Origin of the sequence: Nocardia sp. NPDC052254, assembly GCF_040679495.1 — a bacterium.
GTDB lineage: Bacteria > Actinomycetota > Actinomycetes > Mycobacteriales > Mycobacteriaceae > Nocardia.
In genome coordinates this window covers 440,350-454,838 of record NZ_JBFAUW010000003.1, presented here as the reverse complement: position 1 = coordinate 454,838, position 14,489 = coordinate 440,350, and the positions used below count along the sequence as shown (strand labels likewise).

The window sequence follows — 14,489 nt, the reverse complement described above, 5'->3', positions numbered from 1 at the left end:
TCAGGTCGCAGGGCTGGCGGTGGGGTCGGCGGATCGCATGGGCGCGGGCGCCTCGTCCAAGCCGCCGGTGGCCGGGCTACGCCCGTGCCGCATCAGCGCGGCGATCACGACCCCGGCGAGGCCGACGACCCCGGCCACCAGGAACCCCTGGGTCAGTGCGGAATCCGCGTAGAGCACCGCGTGGGTCCTCGGATTCACCGCGGTCACATGGTGTGACATCACCACCCCGGTGCACGTCACCGCGACAGCCGAGACGAGCTGCATACTCACTCCGGCGATCGATGTGCCCACCCCGCTGTCGGCGGCGGGCAGGGCGTCCTGTACCAGATTCGCATTGGACGAATGCAGGAAACCGACCGCGAATCCCGCGATGGCACTCAGGATTCCGATCTGCCATCGCACCGTCAACAATTGCGCGCCGAGCACCATCACGCCGACGAACAGGATGCCCGCCGCCAGCAGGACGTGCCGGGCGCCGAACCGTCTCGCGAGCCAGCCACCGGCGGGGCCCGCGACCATCGCGACGATTCCCAGCGGGCAGGTCCACACCGCGTATTCGGTGGCGGTCAATCCCGCACCGTAGGAGAGGCCGGGCAGGCCGGTCGGAGTCTGCAGCAGGGTCGGCATGAGCAGCGACTGCGCGTTCATCATGTACGACACGCACGCCACCGCGAGGATCGTCGGGCCGAAGCGCCGCCCGAACAGAATCCCGAGGTCGATCAGCGGATGCGGCGCGACCCGCTGCCATGCCACGAAACCCGCGAGCATCAGCGCACCGACGATGAACAGAGTGAGGGTGCGCGCCGAATCCCAGCCCCACGCAGCACCTTTCGTCACCGCCAGCAGCAGGACGGCGATGCCCGGGCCGAGCAGCGCGGTCCCCAGATAGTCCACCGGCCGGTCGGACCGAGCGGGACTCTCGGGGATCACCAGCCAGTACACCGGCAGCAACACAGCGATATAGATCGCCATGAACCAGAAGATCCCCGCGAATCCGAAACCGTCGATGAGCCATCCCGCGACGAACGGCCCCGCGACCGCGGACATGCCGATCCCGGTCGCGACCATGCCGAGCGCGATCGGCACGAACTCGCGGGGCATGATTTCGCGCACCAGACTGTAGGACAGGGCGACGATCCCGACGAGCACGCCCTGCATCGCACGCCCGGCCAGGAGCACGGCGAACGAGGTGGACAGCGCGCAGGTCACGCTGCCGAGGACGAACACGACGCCCAGGATCAGGATGATCCGCTTCTTACCCCAGCGATCGGCGGCCTTGCCGATCAGCGGAATCAGCGTCGCACCGGTCAGGGTCACGATGGATACCGCCCAGGCGATGTTCAGCGTCCGGTAGGCCGGCGCCATATGTGGCATGGCCGGGTAGATCATCAGAATCTCGAAGGTGGCGATTTCCGAGAACAGGATGATAACCGCGAGTACGGCGAATATTCGGCGCCTCGGCACCGGGCCGTGGTCTGGATTCAAATTGAGCGCCATCGTGGTCCTTTGTTCGAAGGATTCGGCGGTGATGACCGGAGCGACAGGCGAATCCGCGAGTGCGGCTCGAGAAGTGGTTCAGGAGTTCCCGAGCGGCGCGAGGGAATTTCGAACCTCGGACCCGAGACGATAGTCACATCTGCCGCCGCCGCAACGCCACTCCCGCTCAGTGGAACACGTGACACCGGGAGCCATTCGCAGCGAATTATGAAGGCCGAGAACAACATCGGAAAGTTTAAGTCAGTGTCTTGACGATTAAGTCAATGACTTATACCGTCGATGGCATGGCTGATGTCAACGGGGCACGGGCCGCGATGATCGAAGTGGCGGAGCGGATGTTCGCCGAGCGCGGCATCGACGGAGTATCGATGCGCGATGTCGCCGCCGCTGCCGGGCAACGCAACAATTCCGCGGTTCAATACCACTTCAACGGGCGCGACGGCCTCATCCGCGAAGTGTTCCGCTATCGAATGAGCGATATCAATCAGGCTCGCCACCGCTATCTCGCGGAGATCGACCGGGACGGGCGCGGCGAGGATGTCCGGGCGCTCGTCGAAGCTGGAATCCTACCGCTCACAAGGTTTCTCGGTTCGACACCGGAGGGGAGCCACTACGCCCGGTTCATCGCCCGGGTGTCCCCCTCGGTGGATTTCTTCGGCGGGGAGTTCGACGAGGTCAGCGACGCCAACGGCGAGGTGGTCGCGCGCCTGATCCGCGCGCTGGCACACCTGTCGCCGCGCACCGCACACGAGCGCGTGGACCTGATGTTCAACATGGCCGTCTCCGCGCTCGCGGTCTACGAACAGCGACGAGCCGAGGGACTCCCGGTCGTGAAGGCGACCTTCGACGAGACCGTCGACCATCTGATCGACATGGCCGTGGGCTCACTCGTGGCCGGCCAATCCGAGCGTCCACGACGCCGGCGGCGAACCACGGCCACCACACGATGACCACCTGCGCGAAGGGCTGCCCATGAGCACGACAACCTCATCCCGAACCGTCGAAATCGGCGACCACACCATCGAATTCGGCCCGCGCGGAATGCGCCGCAACCCGGAGTCCTTCGTCCCCGCGCCGTATCGCGCGATCGACCTGCACCCGGTCACTCCGTTCATCGGGGCCGAAGTGCGGGGCGTCGATCTGCGGGATCCGGGCGACGACGTCATCGCGGAACTGAAGACCGCCCTGCTGGAATGGAAGGTGCTGTTCTTCCGGGATCAGGACATCACCGGGACACAGCACCGCGATTTCGCTCAGCACTGGGGCGAACTCGAGGTGCACCCACTGCTGCCGCAGGGCGAGGTGCCATCGGTGGTCCGATTCGAACGCGGTGAGGACAGCCCGGGAACCGAGAACATCTGGCATGTCGATGTGACCTGGCAGCAGCGTCCCCCGCTCGGGTCGGTACTGCGAGCGATCGACGTGCCGCCCGCCGGCGGCGATACCCTGTGGGCCGATATGGGCAATGCGTACGACTGCCTGTCCGACGAGGTCAAGTCCCGGATCGACGGCCTCGACGCGGTGCACGACTTCATGCCCTCCTTCGGCCGCTCGATGCCGCCGGAACAACAGGCGCGGATGCGGGAGCAATACCCGCCGGTCCGGCACCCGATCGTGCGCGTCCACCCCGAGACCGGACGCCGGACGCTGTTCGTGAACAGCCTGTTCACCACCCACATCCCCGACCTCGACCCCGAGGACGGCAACCGGCTGCTGCAGCACCTGTTCGACCAGGCCAAGGTGCCCGATTTCCAGTGCCGCCTGCGATGGCAGCCGAATTCGATTGCGTTCTGGGACAATCGGGCCACTCAGCACTACGCCGCCAGTGACTACTTCCCGCATCGTCGCGTGATGGAGCGAGTGGCCATACTCGGCGATGTCCCCCGCTGATCTGCCGAGCTCCGCCGCGAAGGAGCGTTGGCGGCCCCGCGCATTGCGCGACGGCGACGATCCGGACCCCCGATTCACCCTCGCGAACGAACGCACCTACCTCGCCTGGATACGGACGGCGATGGGGTTGACCGCCGGCGCCGTGGGACTCGAGGCGCTGGGCACCGAAATACTCTGTCCGACAATGCAACTCGTGCTGATACCGGGCATGTTCGCGGGTGCGGCCCTGACGGCCGGGTTCGCGTTCGCCCGGTGGCTCGGTATCGAACGGGCGATGCGAACCGGGCGCAGCCTGCCGGTGCCCACCCTCGGTCTGCTGATGGCCGTGCTCGTGGGCGGGGTGGCAGTCACGATGCTCGTCGCCGTGGCGATCCGATGATCGACGCTCGCCTCGACCGAGGCCTGCAACCGGAGCGCACGACATTGTCCCGGGTGCGCACCGCCGCCGCCCTCGCGGTGCTCGGCGGGCTGTTCATTCGATACGGTCCGATCGAGGTGGGGATCATGCTGGCGGTCTGCGCGGGGGCGATGCTCGCCGCTGCGCCCCACCGTCACCGGCGACTGCGCGAGCAGTTCGAGCGAGGGCGGTTGCGAGCAGACTGGTGGTGGAATGTCTTTCTGCTGGCGGCGGTACTGGTCGCGGCCGGGGCGATGCCGGTGCTGTCCGGAGCACGATGAGACGCACCTGCGGTGATACAGGGTACGGATCAATCACCGCACCGGTGTCGGTCCGGACACGCCCGCATCGGCGGCTCGGCGATACCACGCTTCGGCCTCCCCCGCCTGCCCTGCCTCACTCAGTGTGATCGCCAAGTTGTACATCGCCTTGGGATGACCGGCAGCGGCGGCCTTACGCCACCAGTCTTCGGCCTCTCCCGTCCGGCCCGATCTGCCCGCGAGCACTCCCAGGTTGTGCATCGAGTTGAGATGGCCCCTGTCGGCGGCTCGGCGGAACCACAGCTCAGCAGGCTCGACCCGGCCGGCATCTTGGAGCAGCAGACCCAGATTGAACATCGCCCCGGCGTTACCGGAATCAGCTGCCTTGCGGTACCACCCTTCGGCAGATTCCAGCTTTTCGGCTGTCTCGAGAAGTACGGCGAGATTGTTCATCGCGGCGGTGTCCCCCAGCGCGGAGGCCCTGCGATACCAGCTCTCGGCATCAGTCAGGCGATCCGAATTCTGCAACCACACACCCAGGTTCGACATCGCTGTGATGTCGCCGAGATCGGCGGCCAGGCGGTACCACTCCTCGGCATCCGCTGTCCGGCCCGTTTCTTCCAGAAGCAGTCCCAGGTTGTTCATCGCCACCGGGTGCCCCGCGCCGGCGGCGCTGCGGTACAGGGCTTCGGCCTCCTGGCCCCGGCCCGCGTCCTCGGCGTCGACCGCGAGAGCGAACGCTGCTGCTGCGTCGTCGTAGCGCGTCGGCGACGCCGGCGTCACGACGACCGCTGTGCCCGGAAGACCTCGCGGGGCCCGCTCCGCGCCATCCATCGCGTGCAGAACACGCAGGGCCGCCGCCTTCAGCTCGCGGTCGCCCGCGGCACCGGCATCTTCGAGATCCTCGGCCAGCGACGCCTTCTTGGCATCTGAACTCGGTCTCCGTTCGAGCCCGGAAACATCCACGTGCCGGTACCTCCCTGCGATCAGCCCTTTCAGCTGCTCACAGGCATCCGTAACCGGTTTTGCCACAACCTCTTTCACCCCCTTCGACGCTATCGCCGAGACCACGAGCGCAACCACGGAGTCCATATCGATTCCTCCCGCCTCACCCTGGAATCAGTATCGTCGAACCCACCGACAAGACCGCGCGGGCAGAGCGTCGACGCACCTCCTGGAGGTGAGGACCCGGCACACAGTGAAGACGAGCTCACCTGGACCGTTCTCGCCGATCCACAAGTGCGTCCTACGCCGAGAACGTTCGAGCTCGCTCCGGCGCGACAGCCAGCGAGCCGGCCAGTCAATAGCTGCCCGGCCGCCGCCGGCCACCCTGCCTGGTAGAACTGACTTCGACCGTCGTCAGTTCTGCTCCGCAGAGTGACGCCCAGCAGAGAGGCCGATCCATGGACCGCAGCTCATTCCAGAAGTTGTTCGACTTGAGCGGCCGCACCGCGATCGTCACCGGCGGCACCCGGGGTATCGGCCTCGCACTGGCCGAGGGTTTCGCCTGCGCCGGAGCGAATGTCGTTGTGGCCAGCCGGAAGCCGGAGGCGTGTGAGAAGGCCGCCCGGCGGTTGCGGGAGCTGGGAGCCGAGGCCATCGGGGTACCGACGCATCTGGGTGAGATCGAGGGATTGCGGGCGCTGGTCGCGACGACGGCAGAGACCTTCGGCGGGGTCGACATCGTGGTCAACAACGCGGCCAATGCACTGGCTCAGCCGTTGGAGAGTATGCAGAAGGCGGCGATCGACAAGTCGTTCGCGGTCAACGTGCAGGGGCCGTTGTTCCTGGTCCAGGCGGCGTTGCCGTATCTGCGGCGCAGTGAGCACGCCGCGGTGCTGAACTTCGGGTCGATCGGGGCGTTCGGGTTCTCCGGCGGACTGTCGATGTATTCGGCGGGTAAGGCGGCGTTGTTGTCGTTCACCCGGTCCATGGCGGCCGAATTCGCCGCCGACGGGATCCGGGTCAATGCCATCGCTCCCGGGGCGGTGGATACCGATATGGTGCGCAACAATCCGCAGGAAGTCGTGGACGCGATGGCGGGTGCGCCGTTGCTGCGGCGGCTCGGCGAGCCGGACGAGCTGGTCGGGCCCGCGCTGATGTTGTGTTCGGATGCCGGCAGTTTCGTCACCGGGCAGACCTTCCTCATCGACGGCGGTACCGTTCCGCACTGACCTCACCGCGACAGTTCGGGCGGTCGGGTTCGGGTCGAGATCGCCGAGCGCTTCCACGCGGCATCGTCTTCGCCGCAACCGTTTCCGTGAAGGAGTCCTCCATGTCCGCTCTGTCCGTCGACTACCGGGCCTCGGGTGTCGTGGTGCTGACCATCGACCGGCCGCACCGGCGCAATGCGCTCGACAATCAGACCGTCGCCGAGTTGCATCGGGTGCTCGACGAGGTCAACGGCAAGCCCGAGGTCCGGGCAGTGGTGATCACGGGGGCCGGTGCGGGGTTCTCCTCCGGTGCCGATCTGAAGGCGAAGCCGGAGGATTTCACCGCCACCGATGCGACGCCGACCGCCGCGCTGCTCGATGCGGCGCAATCGCCGATCGCGCAGATCTATGCCGGCCAGGAATTGATGGCCTCGGCGTTCGAGAAGATCCACCGGCTACGGCAGCCGGTGATCGCCGCGGTGAACGGCGCGGCCGTCGGTGGCGGGTTCGCGCTGGCACTGGCCTGCGATATCCGGTACGCGAGCCGCAGTGCCCGGTTCGGCGCGGTGTTCATCCGGCACGGCATCTCGGCGTGCGACATGGGCACCAGTTACCACCTGCCGCGGCTGGTGGGCGCGTCTCGTTCGGCCGAACTACTGCTCACCGGGCGGATCTTCGATGCCGTCGAGGCCGAGCGGATGGGACTGGTGCTCGAGGTCGTCGACGAGAGCGAACTGCTGGACCGGGCCATCGCGAAGGCGGAGGAGATCGCCGCGAATTCGCCACTGGCGGTGTGGATGACGAAGGAAACCATGTGGCAGACGGTGGACGCACCGAGCCTGCGTCACGCCCTCGACATCGAGAACCGGACACAGGTGATGTGCAGTGCCACCGGGGAACTCGCGGAATCGTTCGGGGCCTTCCGCGATGGCGAGAACTTCAGCTGGGGTCCGCTGTGAACATCTGAGATCTGCTGGTTCACAGCAGGACCCGCCCTCGGCTACCGCGCGGGATCAGCCGCCCGAACCGGTCGGCATCGGCGCCGGGTTGTCGACCAGTGCCGCCTTGTAATACGCGTCGACCACGCTGCCCTCCACGAGGTCGTCGCCATCCCGACGCGGGTGATGGTGACGGCCACCCGGACCATCCAGCAGCCGTTCGAACGGACACCCGGCATCCATGAAGACGCGGCTGTGCGGGCGGACCCATTTACGGGAGGGAACAACTGTCCGGGGCTCATCGGTCCCGGGCGCGAAACATATTGCGTCCCATTCGATTCGATAGGTGTCATCGGTGTTGTTGGTACAGGTGAACCCCTCGCAGTCGACACCCGGTGCGAGGCCCGGAGCGGACTGGGCGACCGCCTGGGGAACGAACATTCCGGTGGCCCCGATGCTGAGCGCGGCAACAACCAGGCCCCGACCCCATCGCTGATTCATTGTCGGTCAACTCCCATTCGAAGAAACGATACGACGCCCCCGTCGCGTGAAACGCCGCCGATACTAGTGCCCGGCAGTTCTGCGGCGGGCCGACACGTACCCCCCTTGCTGGGGAGACACCCTCCGCGACAGCCCGGCCAGGACCACACCGACGATCGTCCCGACCGCCATCCGGCCAGAACGTCCGTCGGCGGCGATGACCGACTTCAGCTCGGGTTCGCCGCGAGCGCTCGGTTCGCCGCGATCCGGAAGAGGTTCGGCCCCGCATCCTCCGGCACCGCACTGGCCGGCGTGAAATCCTCCACCACGGAACGCAATTCGATCAGATGACGGGCGTGGGCGTCCAGTTCGACGTCTTCCGCCGACACCGGAACCCACTGCCGGATGGACCGGGCCTTGGCCTCCAGATCGAGCGCCACGACCACGGCCAGCCCGTGCGCCGCCAGCTCGGGTTCACCCGAGTGCGCGTCCATCGCGGTGACGTGCACGCTGATGTGCATACTGCGCGGACCGGTATGGATGAGCCGTGCGGTGACCTCCACCGCGTGGCCGATGACGATCGGGCGGTAGAAGCGGATACCGCCGAAATACGAGGTGAGCACATGCTGCCCGGCCCAATTCGCACCGCAGACGTAGGCGGCCTCGTCGATCCACTGCATGGTCCGGCCGCCGTGGACCTTTCCGCCCCAATTGATGTCGGAGGGTGCGGCGAGGAAACGCAGGGTGGCGCTGGGGCCGGTGCCGTCGGCGGTGTAGCGCTGGGCGGCCATCGCGGCCTCGATCTCCTTGCGGACCGCCACCCGTGCCCGCGCCTGGCGGTGACGCTGTAGTTCCAGAATGCTCGTCGGATTCCATTGCGGCACTTCGACGGTGCGGCGGTCGTCGTCGACGGCGACGAAGATGGTCAGGCACTGCGCGCTCTGCACGGGCTTCGCCCGGGTCGGGTCGGTGGAGTAGACGGTCACCAGGATGTGCATGCTGGTGCGGCCGGTGTGCACCAGATTGGCATGCAGTTCGACCAGTTCACCGACCTCGATGGGCCGGTCGAGGTGGATGTTGCCGACGTAGGCCGTGACGCAGTAGTGGCCGCTCCACTGCGCGGCGCCGGCGTAGGCGACCTTGTCGATCCATTCGAGGAGTTTGCCGCCGTCGACGGCACCGACGATTCCGGCGTCGGCCGGTTTGACCAGGAAGCGATGGGTCACCTCCGACCGGGGTCCCGCGGCGACGGGGGCGGGCAGATCCATGGTCGATACATTCGGCACAGCGAAGGTCCTTTTCCGAGAGGTTGTCGAATCGCCGACACCGTTGTCCCGAGCACCCTAGGCCGCCCCGGCCGTTACGAGCGAGTAGGCATTACCCGTGGTGGCAGGCGTATGGCGGCCCCATCCAGGACTCGCCGCCACCGCGTGGCCGAGGTTCAGTACGCCGATGCGGCGGCCGCCACGCGTCCGGAGTCGATGGCGCGCAACAACTCTCGATGGTCGGCGACGGTCTGGTCGGCATAGGTGAGAGCGAACTGTGCCATCGCCTTGTCGAATGCCTCTCCCCCACCGAGATAGTCGGCGATCGCGATGCGGTCACCGGAGCGGGCGTGCGCCCGGGCGAGGGTGTGACCACAGATCCTGGCGTAATCGCGCAGGGCGGACTTGGTCAGCACGCTGATATCGGCACCGCCCTTCATATCGCGCAACTGCCGGAAGTAGTAGTGCCGATCGTTGGGGCCCGAGACCCAGCCCAGGAAGATGTCGCTCGACGTCTGCAGCAGACGCTGCCCGTGGACCACCCGATGGCCCTGATGCCGGAACCGGGTCGCGGCGAGATGCGGTTCCAGCACCGACTTCTCGGCCTCCTTCATCTGCAGGAACAGTGGGCCGCCGGTGTCGCGGTCGACGGTCAGCACCACGTAGCAGCGGGTACCCACACTGCCCACGCCGACCACCTTGTGCGCGTAGTCCACGATCCGATACCGATCCACCAGCACCCGCCGCTCCTCGGGCAGCGAGCTCCGATACGCGACGAAGACCTGCTCGACGGTCTGCGCGTCGACGTAGTCGACCGGCGTCAGCAGCGGGGGCCGATGCCGGATCCGGGTGACACCGTCGGCATCGGTACAGGCGAGTTTGCGCAGTGCGCCCAGGCTGGTGCGTTTGCGGGCGGCCTCGAACGTCTTGTCCACACCCTCACGAAACTTGGGGCGGCTCACCATGTTCGCGACGGTGTCCTCGTCCATCTGCTCGTACCAGATGGTGAGCGAGTCGAGCCCGGCCAGCCGGCGCATGCATTCGCGATAGGACGTGGCGGCGGCGCGGGCGGCATCGACGGCCTCCGCATCGGTCAGCCCGCGCTCACGCGCGGCCACCACCACGCTGGCGACCAGTCGTTTCACATCCCATTCGAACGGGCCACGCAGCGTCTCGTCGAAATCGTTGAGGTCGAACACCAGCGATCGTTCCGGTGAGGCGAAGATGCCGAAGTTCGACAGGTGCGCGTCGCCGCACAGCTGGACCGTGAGCCCGGTGTGCGGTGTGGTGGCGAGGTCGGCGGCCATGATCGCGGGCGCGCCACGCAGGAACGGGAACTGCCCGGCCGCCATCCGCGCGTATCGGATCGGGACGAGCTCGGGAAGCCGGGTCCGCGCCTGCCGCTGCAGAATCGCGATCGGATCGCAGTCGGGCGCACGATGGAACTCACCCAGCGACGAGCGGGGAACAGCTGCTCGCGCCGAACGTCCCGCGGACATGGTCGCACCGGCAACGGGGTCGGCAACCGTCTTCGTCATGCACCAAGTTTTGCCCCCGAACGCGCCGACAGCAACCATTTGGCGAATTGACCGCCGCTCGGCGTTTCCTGACGTCGGGCGCACGATGGCGGCGGCGCCGAACCCGGGCGCTGACGGCCCGGACGGCGAATACAGCGAGGGCCCGCACGCCACAGCGCGCGGGCCCTCGAAAGTGTCGAAACCTCAGGCGGTCTCGGTGATCGGCCGGTCGACCCAGCTCATCAGGTCGCGCAGCTTCTTGCCGGTGACCTCGATCGGGTGCTCGGCGTTGGCCTTGCGCAGGCCCTCGAGCTCCTTGTTGCCGCCCTCGACGTTGGCGACCAGGCGCTTGACGAAGGTGCCGTCCTGGATGTCCTTCAGGATGGCCTTCATCCGCTCCTTGGTGTCGGCGTCGATGACCCGCGGGCCCGACAGGTAACCACCGAACTCGGCGGTGTCGGAGACCGAGTAGTTCATCCGCGCGATGCCACCCTCGTACATGAGGTCGACGATCAGCTTCAGCTCGTGCAGCACCTCGAAGTAGGCCATCTCCGGCGCGTAACCGGCCTCGACCATGACCTCGAAACCGGTCTTGACCAGCTCTTCGGTACCACCACAGAGGACGGCCTGCTCACCGAACAGGTCGGTCTCGGTCTCTTCCTTGAAGGTGGTCTTGATGACGCCGGCGCGGGTGCCGCCGATGCCCTTGGCGTAGGAGAGCGCCAGGGCCTGTCCCTCACCCTTCGGGTCCTGATCGACGGCGATCAGAGCCGGAACGCCCTTGCCGTCGACGAACTGACGGCGCACCAGGTGGCCGGGGCCCTTGGGGGCGACCATGCCGACGGTGACGTTGGCCGGAGCCTTGATCAGGTCGAAGTGGATGTTGAGGCCGTGGCCGAAGAACAGCGCGTCGCCGTCCTTCAGGTTCGGCTCGATGTCATTGGTGAAGATCGACGCCTGCGCGGTGTCGGGGGCGAGCAGCATGATGACGTCCGCCCACTCCGAAACCTCGGCGGGGGTACCGACGGTCAGGCCGGCCTCCTCGGCCTTCGCCCGCGACTTGGAGCCTTCCTTGAGGCCGATGCGCACCTCGACGCCGGAGTCACGCAGGCTCAGCGAGTGCGCGTGGCCCTGGGAGCCGTAGCCGATCACGGCGACCTTGCGGCCCTGGATGATCGACAGATCGGCGTCGTCGTCGTAGAACATCTCGACTGCCACTGTGATTGTGTCCCTTCGTTGATTCTTCTGAATAAGTGTTAACGGGTCGCGGTGATGGATTTCGGTCCACGCCCCACGGCCACCACGCCGGACTGCACGATCTCACGGATTCCGTACGGTTCCAGCATCCGCAGCAGCGCCTCGAGCTTGGACCGGGTACCGGTCGCCTCGACGGTCAGCGCGTCCGGCGACACGTCGATGACCTTAGCCCGGAACAGGTTGGCCGCCTCGATCACCTGGGTGCGCACACTGGCATCGGCGCGCACCTTCACCAGGATCAATTCGCGGGCCACCGAGGCATCGGCGTCCTGCTCCACGATCTTGATGACGTTCACCAGTTTGTTGAGCTGCTTGGTGACCTGTTCCAGCGGCAGATCCTCCACGGTGACCACGATGGTCATGCGCGAGATCTCGGGAACCTCGGTGCCGCCCACGGCCAGGGATTCGATATTGAATCCACGCCGGGAGAACAGGCTCGCCACCCGGGCCAGCACACCGGGTTTGTCCTCCACCAGCACGCTGAGGGTATGGGTCGTGCTCACAGGTTGGTCCCCTTCTGCGAAGCCCGTTCGTGCGCCGACACGCTCGCCTGGTCATGTGACATGGCCTCGTGGATGACGGCGGGCTCGGAGGCCTGCTCGTCGTCGTCGAACAGCGGGCGGATGCCGCGCGCGGCCATGATCTCGTCATTGGAGGTGCCGGCGGCGACCATCGGCCACACCTGCGCGTCCTTGCCGACGATGAAGTCGATCACCACGGGGCGGTCGTTGATGGACTGGGCCTCGCGGATCGCGGCCTCCACCTCCTCTTCCTTCTCCACGCGAATTCCGTGGCAGCCCAGCGCTTCCGCGAGCTTGACGAAATCGGGGATGCGCAGGGTGTGGGTGCCCAGGTCGGTGTTGGAGTACCGCTTCTCGTAGAACAGCGTCTGCCACTGCCGGACCATGCCCAGGTTGCCGTTGTTGATCAGCGCGACCTTGATCGGCACGCCCTCCACGGCACAGGTGGCCAGTTCCTGGTTGGTCATCTGGAAGCAGCCGTCACCGTCGACCGCCCACACCTCTTTGTCCGGCGCGCCCATCTTGGCGCCCATGGCGGCGGGCACGGCGTAGCCCATGGTGCCCAGACCACCGGAGTTCAGCCAGGTGCGCGGCTTCTCGTACTTGACGAACTGCGCGGCCCACATCTGGTGCTGACCGACGCCGGCGACATAGACGGCCTCGGGTCCGGCCAGGCGGCCCAGGGTCTCGATGACGAACTCCGGCGACAGCGAACCGTCGGAGGTCGGGCCGTAGCCCAGCGGGTACTGCTCGCGGATCCCGCCGAGGTAGGTCCACCAGGATTCCAGGTTCAGCATCGGAGCGGAGCCTGCGGAGCGACCAGAAGACTCGGTCGCCTTTTCCGCAGCCAAGACCGGATCGGCCTTGAGGGTCTCGATCAGCTCGGTGATGACCTCGCGGCAGTCACCCACGATCGGCACGTCCGCGTGGCGGTTCTTGCCGATCTCGGCCGGGTCGATATCGGCGTGGATCACCTTGGCGTGCGGTGCGAAGGAATCCAGCTGCCCGGTGACGCGGTCGTCGAAACGAGCGCCCAGGGTGATCAGCAGATCCGACTTCTGCAGCGCCGCAACCGCTCCCACGGTGCCGTGCATACCCGGCATACCCATGTTCAGGGTGTGGCTGTCGGGGAACGCGCCCCGCGCCATCAGCGTGGTGACCACCGGGATGCCGGTGAGCTCGGCCAGCTCCAGCAGCTCCGACGAGGCATCGGCCTTGATCACACCGCCGCCGACGTAGAGCACCGGCGCCTTGGCCTCGGCGATGAGCCGGGCCGCCTCGCGCACCTGCTTGCCGTGCGGCTTGGTGACCGGGCGATAGCCGGGCAGCCGCATCTCCGGCGGCCAGCTGAAGGTGGTCTGCGCCTGCAGCACATCCTTCGGGATGTCGACCAGCACGGCGCCGGGCCGGCCGGAAGAAGCCAGGTGGAATGCCTCGGCGATGAGACGCGGGATGTCGATCGCGTCGTTGACCAGGAAGTTGTGCTTGGTGCACGCCATGGTGATGCCGGAGATGTCGGCTTCCTGGAAGGCGTCGGTCCCGATCAGACTGCGGCCGACCTGTCCGGTGATCGCCACCAGCGGCACCGAATCCATCTGCGCGTCCGCGATCGGGGTGACCAGGTTGGTCGCACCGGGACCGGAGGTGGCCATGCACACACCGACCTTGCCGGTGGCCTGGGCATAGCCGGTCGCCGCGTGACCGGCGCCCTGCTCGTGCCGGACCAGGACGTGACGCACCCGGGTGGAATCGAAGAGCGGGTCGTAGACGGGAAGGATCGCACCGCCGGGAATACCGAATACCGTGTCGACGCCGAGCTCCTCGAGGGAGCGGACGACGGACTGGGCCCCGGTCACCTTCTCGGGCGGGACCTGGCGGCGGTTTCCGGTCGCGGCGGCAGCCGCGGGAGTCGGCGAAGAGGCCGAAGGCGCGGGCCTGCGGGCCGAGGGCCCGGGCCGGGCTGTTGGTGCGCTCACCGTCTTTTCCTTACTGCTTGTCGTTCACGGTTTCGGTCTTCTCACGGCGCCTGCGGGGCGTTCGCGAGCATCGAAGCCCTGAACACAACTTGTCCGAACACAAAAAAGCCCCCGTCAGCCGGTGGCTGAGCGAGGGTGGCGCGTCGCAGTTGCGAGCTGACGTATTCGACCTCAGTCGTCAGGCTCAGCGCTGGACGCGCCGGCCGATTACGAGAAGCTCGTTTCGATTCACGCGCTCGACGGTAGGCGCGCGCAAGTCGATGAGTCAAATTCCTTGACGTACGGTGTCTCATTATGTGAGACGGGGCGGTTCGAGTGTCGCTTCACCATGATGCGAG

14 protein-coding genes are annotated in these 14,489 nt (G+C 66.8%); 6 read left to right on the top strand and 8 right to left on the bottom strand.

What is annotated here, in order from left to right:
- On the bottom strand, positions 1-1,497 hold the full coding sequence (locus AB0L57_RS10730) for an MFS transporter (protein ID WP_364959889.1): 1,497 nt from the start codon (positions 1,495-1,497) through the stop codon (positions 1-3).
- 284 nt (positions 1,498-1,781) lie between these two features.
- On the opposite strand from AB0L57_RS10730, the gene AB0L57_RS10725 reads away from it, so the two are divergent.
- The 4 genes from AB0L57_RS10725 to AB0L57_RS10710 are packed head-to-tail and all read left to right on the top strand — an operon-like array spanning position 1,782 to position 4,065.
- Positions 1,782-2,447 (top strand): TetR family transcriptional regulator, encoded by a 666-nt coding sequence (locus AB0L57_RS10725; RefSeq protein WP_364959887.1) that lies wholly within the window; start codon positions 1,782-1,784, stop codon positions 2,445-2,447.
- Between the two features lie 22 nt (positions 2,448-2,469).
- Positions 2,470-3,387, top strand: coding sequence for a TauD/TfdA family dioxygenase (locus AB0L57_RS10720; protein WP_364959885.1), 918 nt, complete (start codon positions 2,470-2,472; stop codon positions 3,385-3,387).
- Complete coding sequence (locus tag AB0L57_RS10715; protein ID WP_364959883.1) at positions 3,374-3,766, top strand: DUF202 domain-containing protein; 393 nt, start codon at positions 3,374-3,376, stop codon at positions 3,764-3,766. The genes AB0L57_RS10720 and AB0L57_RS10715 overlap by 14 nt, the downstream gene beginning before the upstream one ends.
- Positions 3,763-4,065: a DUF202 domain-containing protein gene (locus AB0L57_RS10710; RefSeq protein WP_364959881.1), complete on the top strand. Its 303-nt coding sequence runs from the start codon at positions 3,763-3,765 to the stop codon at positions 4,063-4,065. Before AB0L57_RS10715 ends, AB0L57_RS10710 begins: the two co-directional genes overlap by 4 nt.
- A 33-nt stretch (positions 4,066-4,098) precedes the next feature.
- Here AB0L57_RS10710 and AB0L57_RS10705 read toward each other — a convergent pair whose 3' ends face one another.
- Entirely contained in the window at positions 4,099-5,127 is a 1,029-nt protein-coding gene (locus tag AB0L57_RS10705) for a tetratricopeptide repeat protein (protein WP_364959880.1), read from the bottom strand.
- Positions 5,128-5,447: 320 nt separating this feature from the next.
- Between AB0L57_RS10705 and AB0L57_RS10700 the strand changes: the two genes are divergently transcribed.
- Together AB0L57_RS10700 and AB0L57_RS10695 are read left to right on the top strand one after the other, a co-directional pair.
- Positions 5,448-6,218, top strand: coding sequence for an SDR family oxidoreductase (locus AB0L57_RS10700; protein WP_364959878.1), 771 nt, complete (start codon positions 5,448-5,450; stop codon positions 6,216-6,218).
- Positions 6,219-6,319: 101 nt separating this feature from the next.
- On the top strand, positions 6,320-7,156 hold the full coding sequence (locus tag AB0L57_RS10695) for an enoyl-CoA hydratase/isomerase family protein (protein ID WP_364959876.1): 837 nt from the start codon (positions 6,320-6,322) through the stop codon (positions 7,154-7,156).
- 54 nt (positions 7,157-7,210) lie between these two features.
- On the opposite strand, the gene AB0L57_RS10690 is transcribed toward AB0L57_RS10695, so the two are convergent.
- From AB0L57_RS10690 to AB0L57_RS10665, 6 genes are all read right to left on the bottom strand, one after another.
- Complete coding sequence (locus AB0L57_RS10690) at positions 7,211-7,636, bottom strand: hypothetical protein (protein WP_364959874.1); 426 nt, start codon at positions 7,634-7,636, stop codon at positions 7,211-7,213.
- Positions 7,637-7,842: 206 nt separating this feature from the next.
- Positions 7,843-8,901: a hotdog domain-containing protein gene (locus tag AB0L57_RS10685; protein WP_364959873.1), complete on the bottom strand. Its 1,059-nt coding sequence runs from the start codon at positions 8,899-8,901 to the stop codon at positions 7,843-7,845.
- 155 nt (positions 8,902-9,056) lie between these two features.
- Complete coding sequence (locus AB0L57_RS10680; RefSeq protein ID WP_364959871.1) at positions 9,057-10,418, bottom strand: DUF2252 domain-containing protein; 1,362 nt, start codon at positions 10,416-10,418, stop codon at positions 9,057-9,059.
- Between the two features lie 183 nt (positions 10,419-10,601).
- Positions 10,602-11,603: a ketol-acid reductoisomerase gene (ilvC, locus tag AB0L57_RS10675; protein WP_364960558.1), complete on the bottom strand. Its 1,002-nt coding sequence runs from the start codon at positions 11,601-11,603 to the stop codon at positions 10,602-10,604.
- Between the two features lie 50 nt (positions 11,604-11,653).
- The gene (gene ilvN / locus AB0L57_RS10670) at positions 11,654-12,157 is read right to left on the bottom strand and encodes an acetolactate synthase small subunit (protein WP_364959869.1); all 504 of its coding nucleotides are present in this window, start codon (positions 12,155-12,157) and stop codon (positions 11,654-11,656) included.
- Positions 12,154-14,151, bottom strand: coding sequence for an acetolactate synthase large subunit (locus AB0L57_RS10665; protein WP_364959867.1), 1,998 nt, complete (start codon positions 14,149-14,151; stop codon positions 12,154-12,156). The genes ilvN and AB0L57_RS10665 overlap by 4 nt, the downstream gene beginning before the upstream one ends.
- Positions 14,152-14,489 lie beyond the last annotated feature (338 nt).

Coding starts and splice junctions, on each gene's coding strand:
- AB0L57_RS10680 (WP_364959871.1), bottom strand. CDS start 10,418: ATGACGAAGACGGTTGCCGACCCCGTTGCCGGTGCGACCATGTCCGCG.
- AB0L57_RS10725 (WP_364959887.1), top strand. CDS start 1,782: ATGGCTGATGTCAACGGGGCACGGGCCGCGATGATCGAAGTGGCGGAG.
- AB0L57_RS10690 (WP_364959874.1), bottom strand. CDS start 7,636: ATGAATCAGCGATGGGGTCGGGGCCTGGTTGTTGCCGCGCTCAGCATC.
- AB0L57_RS10715 (WP_364959883.1), top strand. CDS start 3,374: ATGTCCCCCGCTGATCTGCCGAGCTCCGCCGCGAAGGAGCGTTGGCGG.
- AB0L57_RS10710 (WP_364959881.1), top strand. CDS start 3,763: ATGATCGACGCTCGCCTCGACCGAGGCCTGCAACCGGAGCGCACGACA.
- AB0L57_RS10695 (WP_364959876.1), top strand. CDS start 6,320: ATGTCCGCTCTGTCCGTCGACTACCGGGCCTCGGGTGTCGTGGTGCTG.
- AB0L57_RS10700 (WP_364959878.1), top strand. CDS start 5,448: ATGGACCGCAGCTCATTCCAGAAGTTGTTCGACTTGAGCGGCCGCACC.
- ilvC (WP_364960558.1), bottom strand. CDS start 11,603: ATGTTCTACGACGACGACGCCGATCTGTCGATCATCCAGGGCCGCAAG.
- AB0L57_RS10730 (WP_364959889.1), bottom strand. CDS start 1,497: ATGGCGCTCAATTTGAATCCAGACCACGGCCCGGTGCCGAGGCGCCGA.
- AB0L57_RS10720 (WP_364959885.1), top strand. CDS start 2,470: ATGAGCACGACAACCTCATCCCGAACCGTCGAAATCGGCGACCACACC.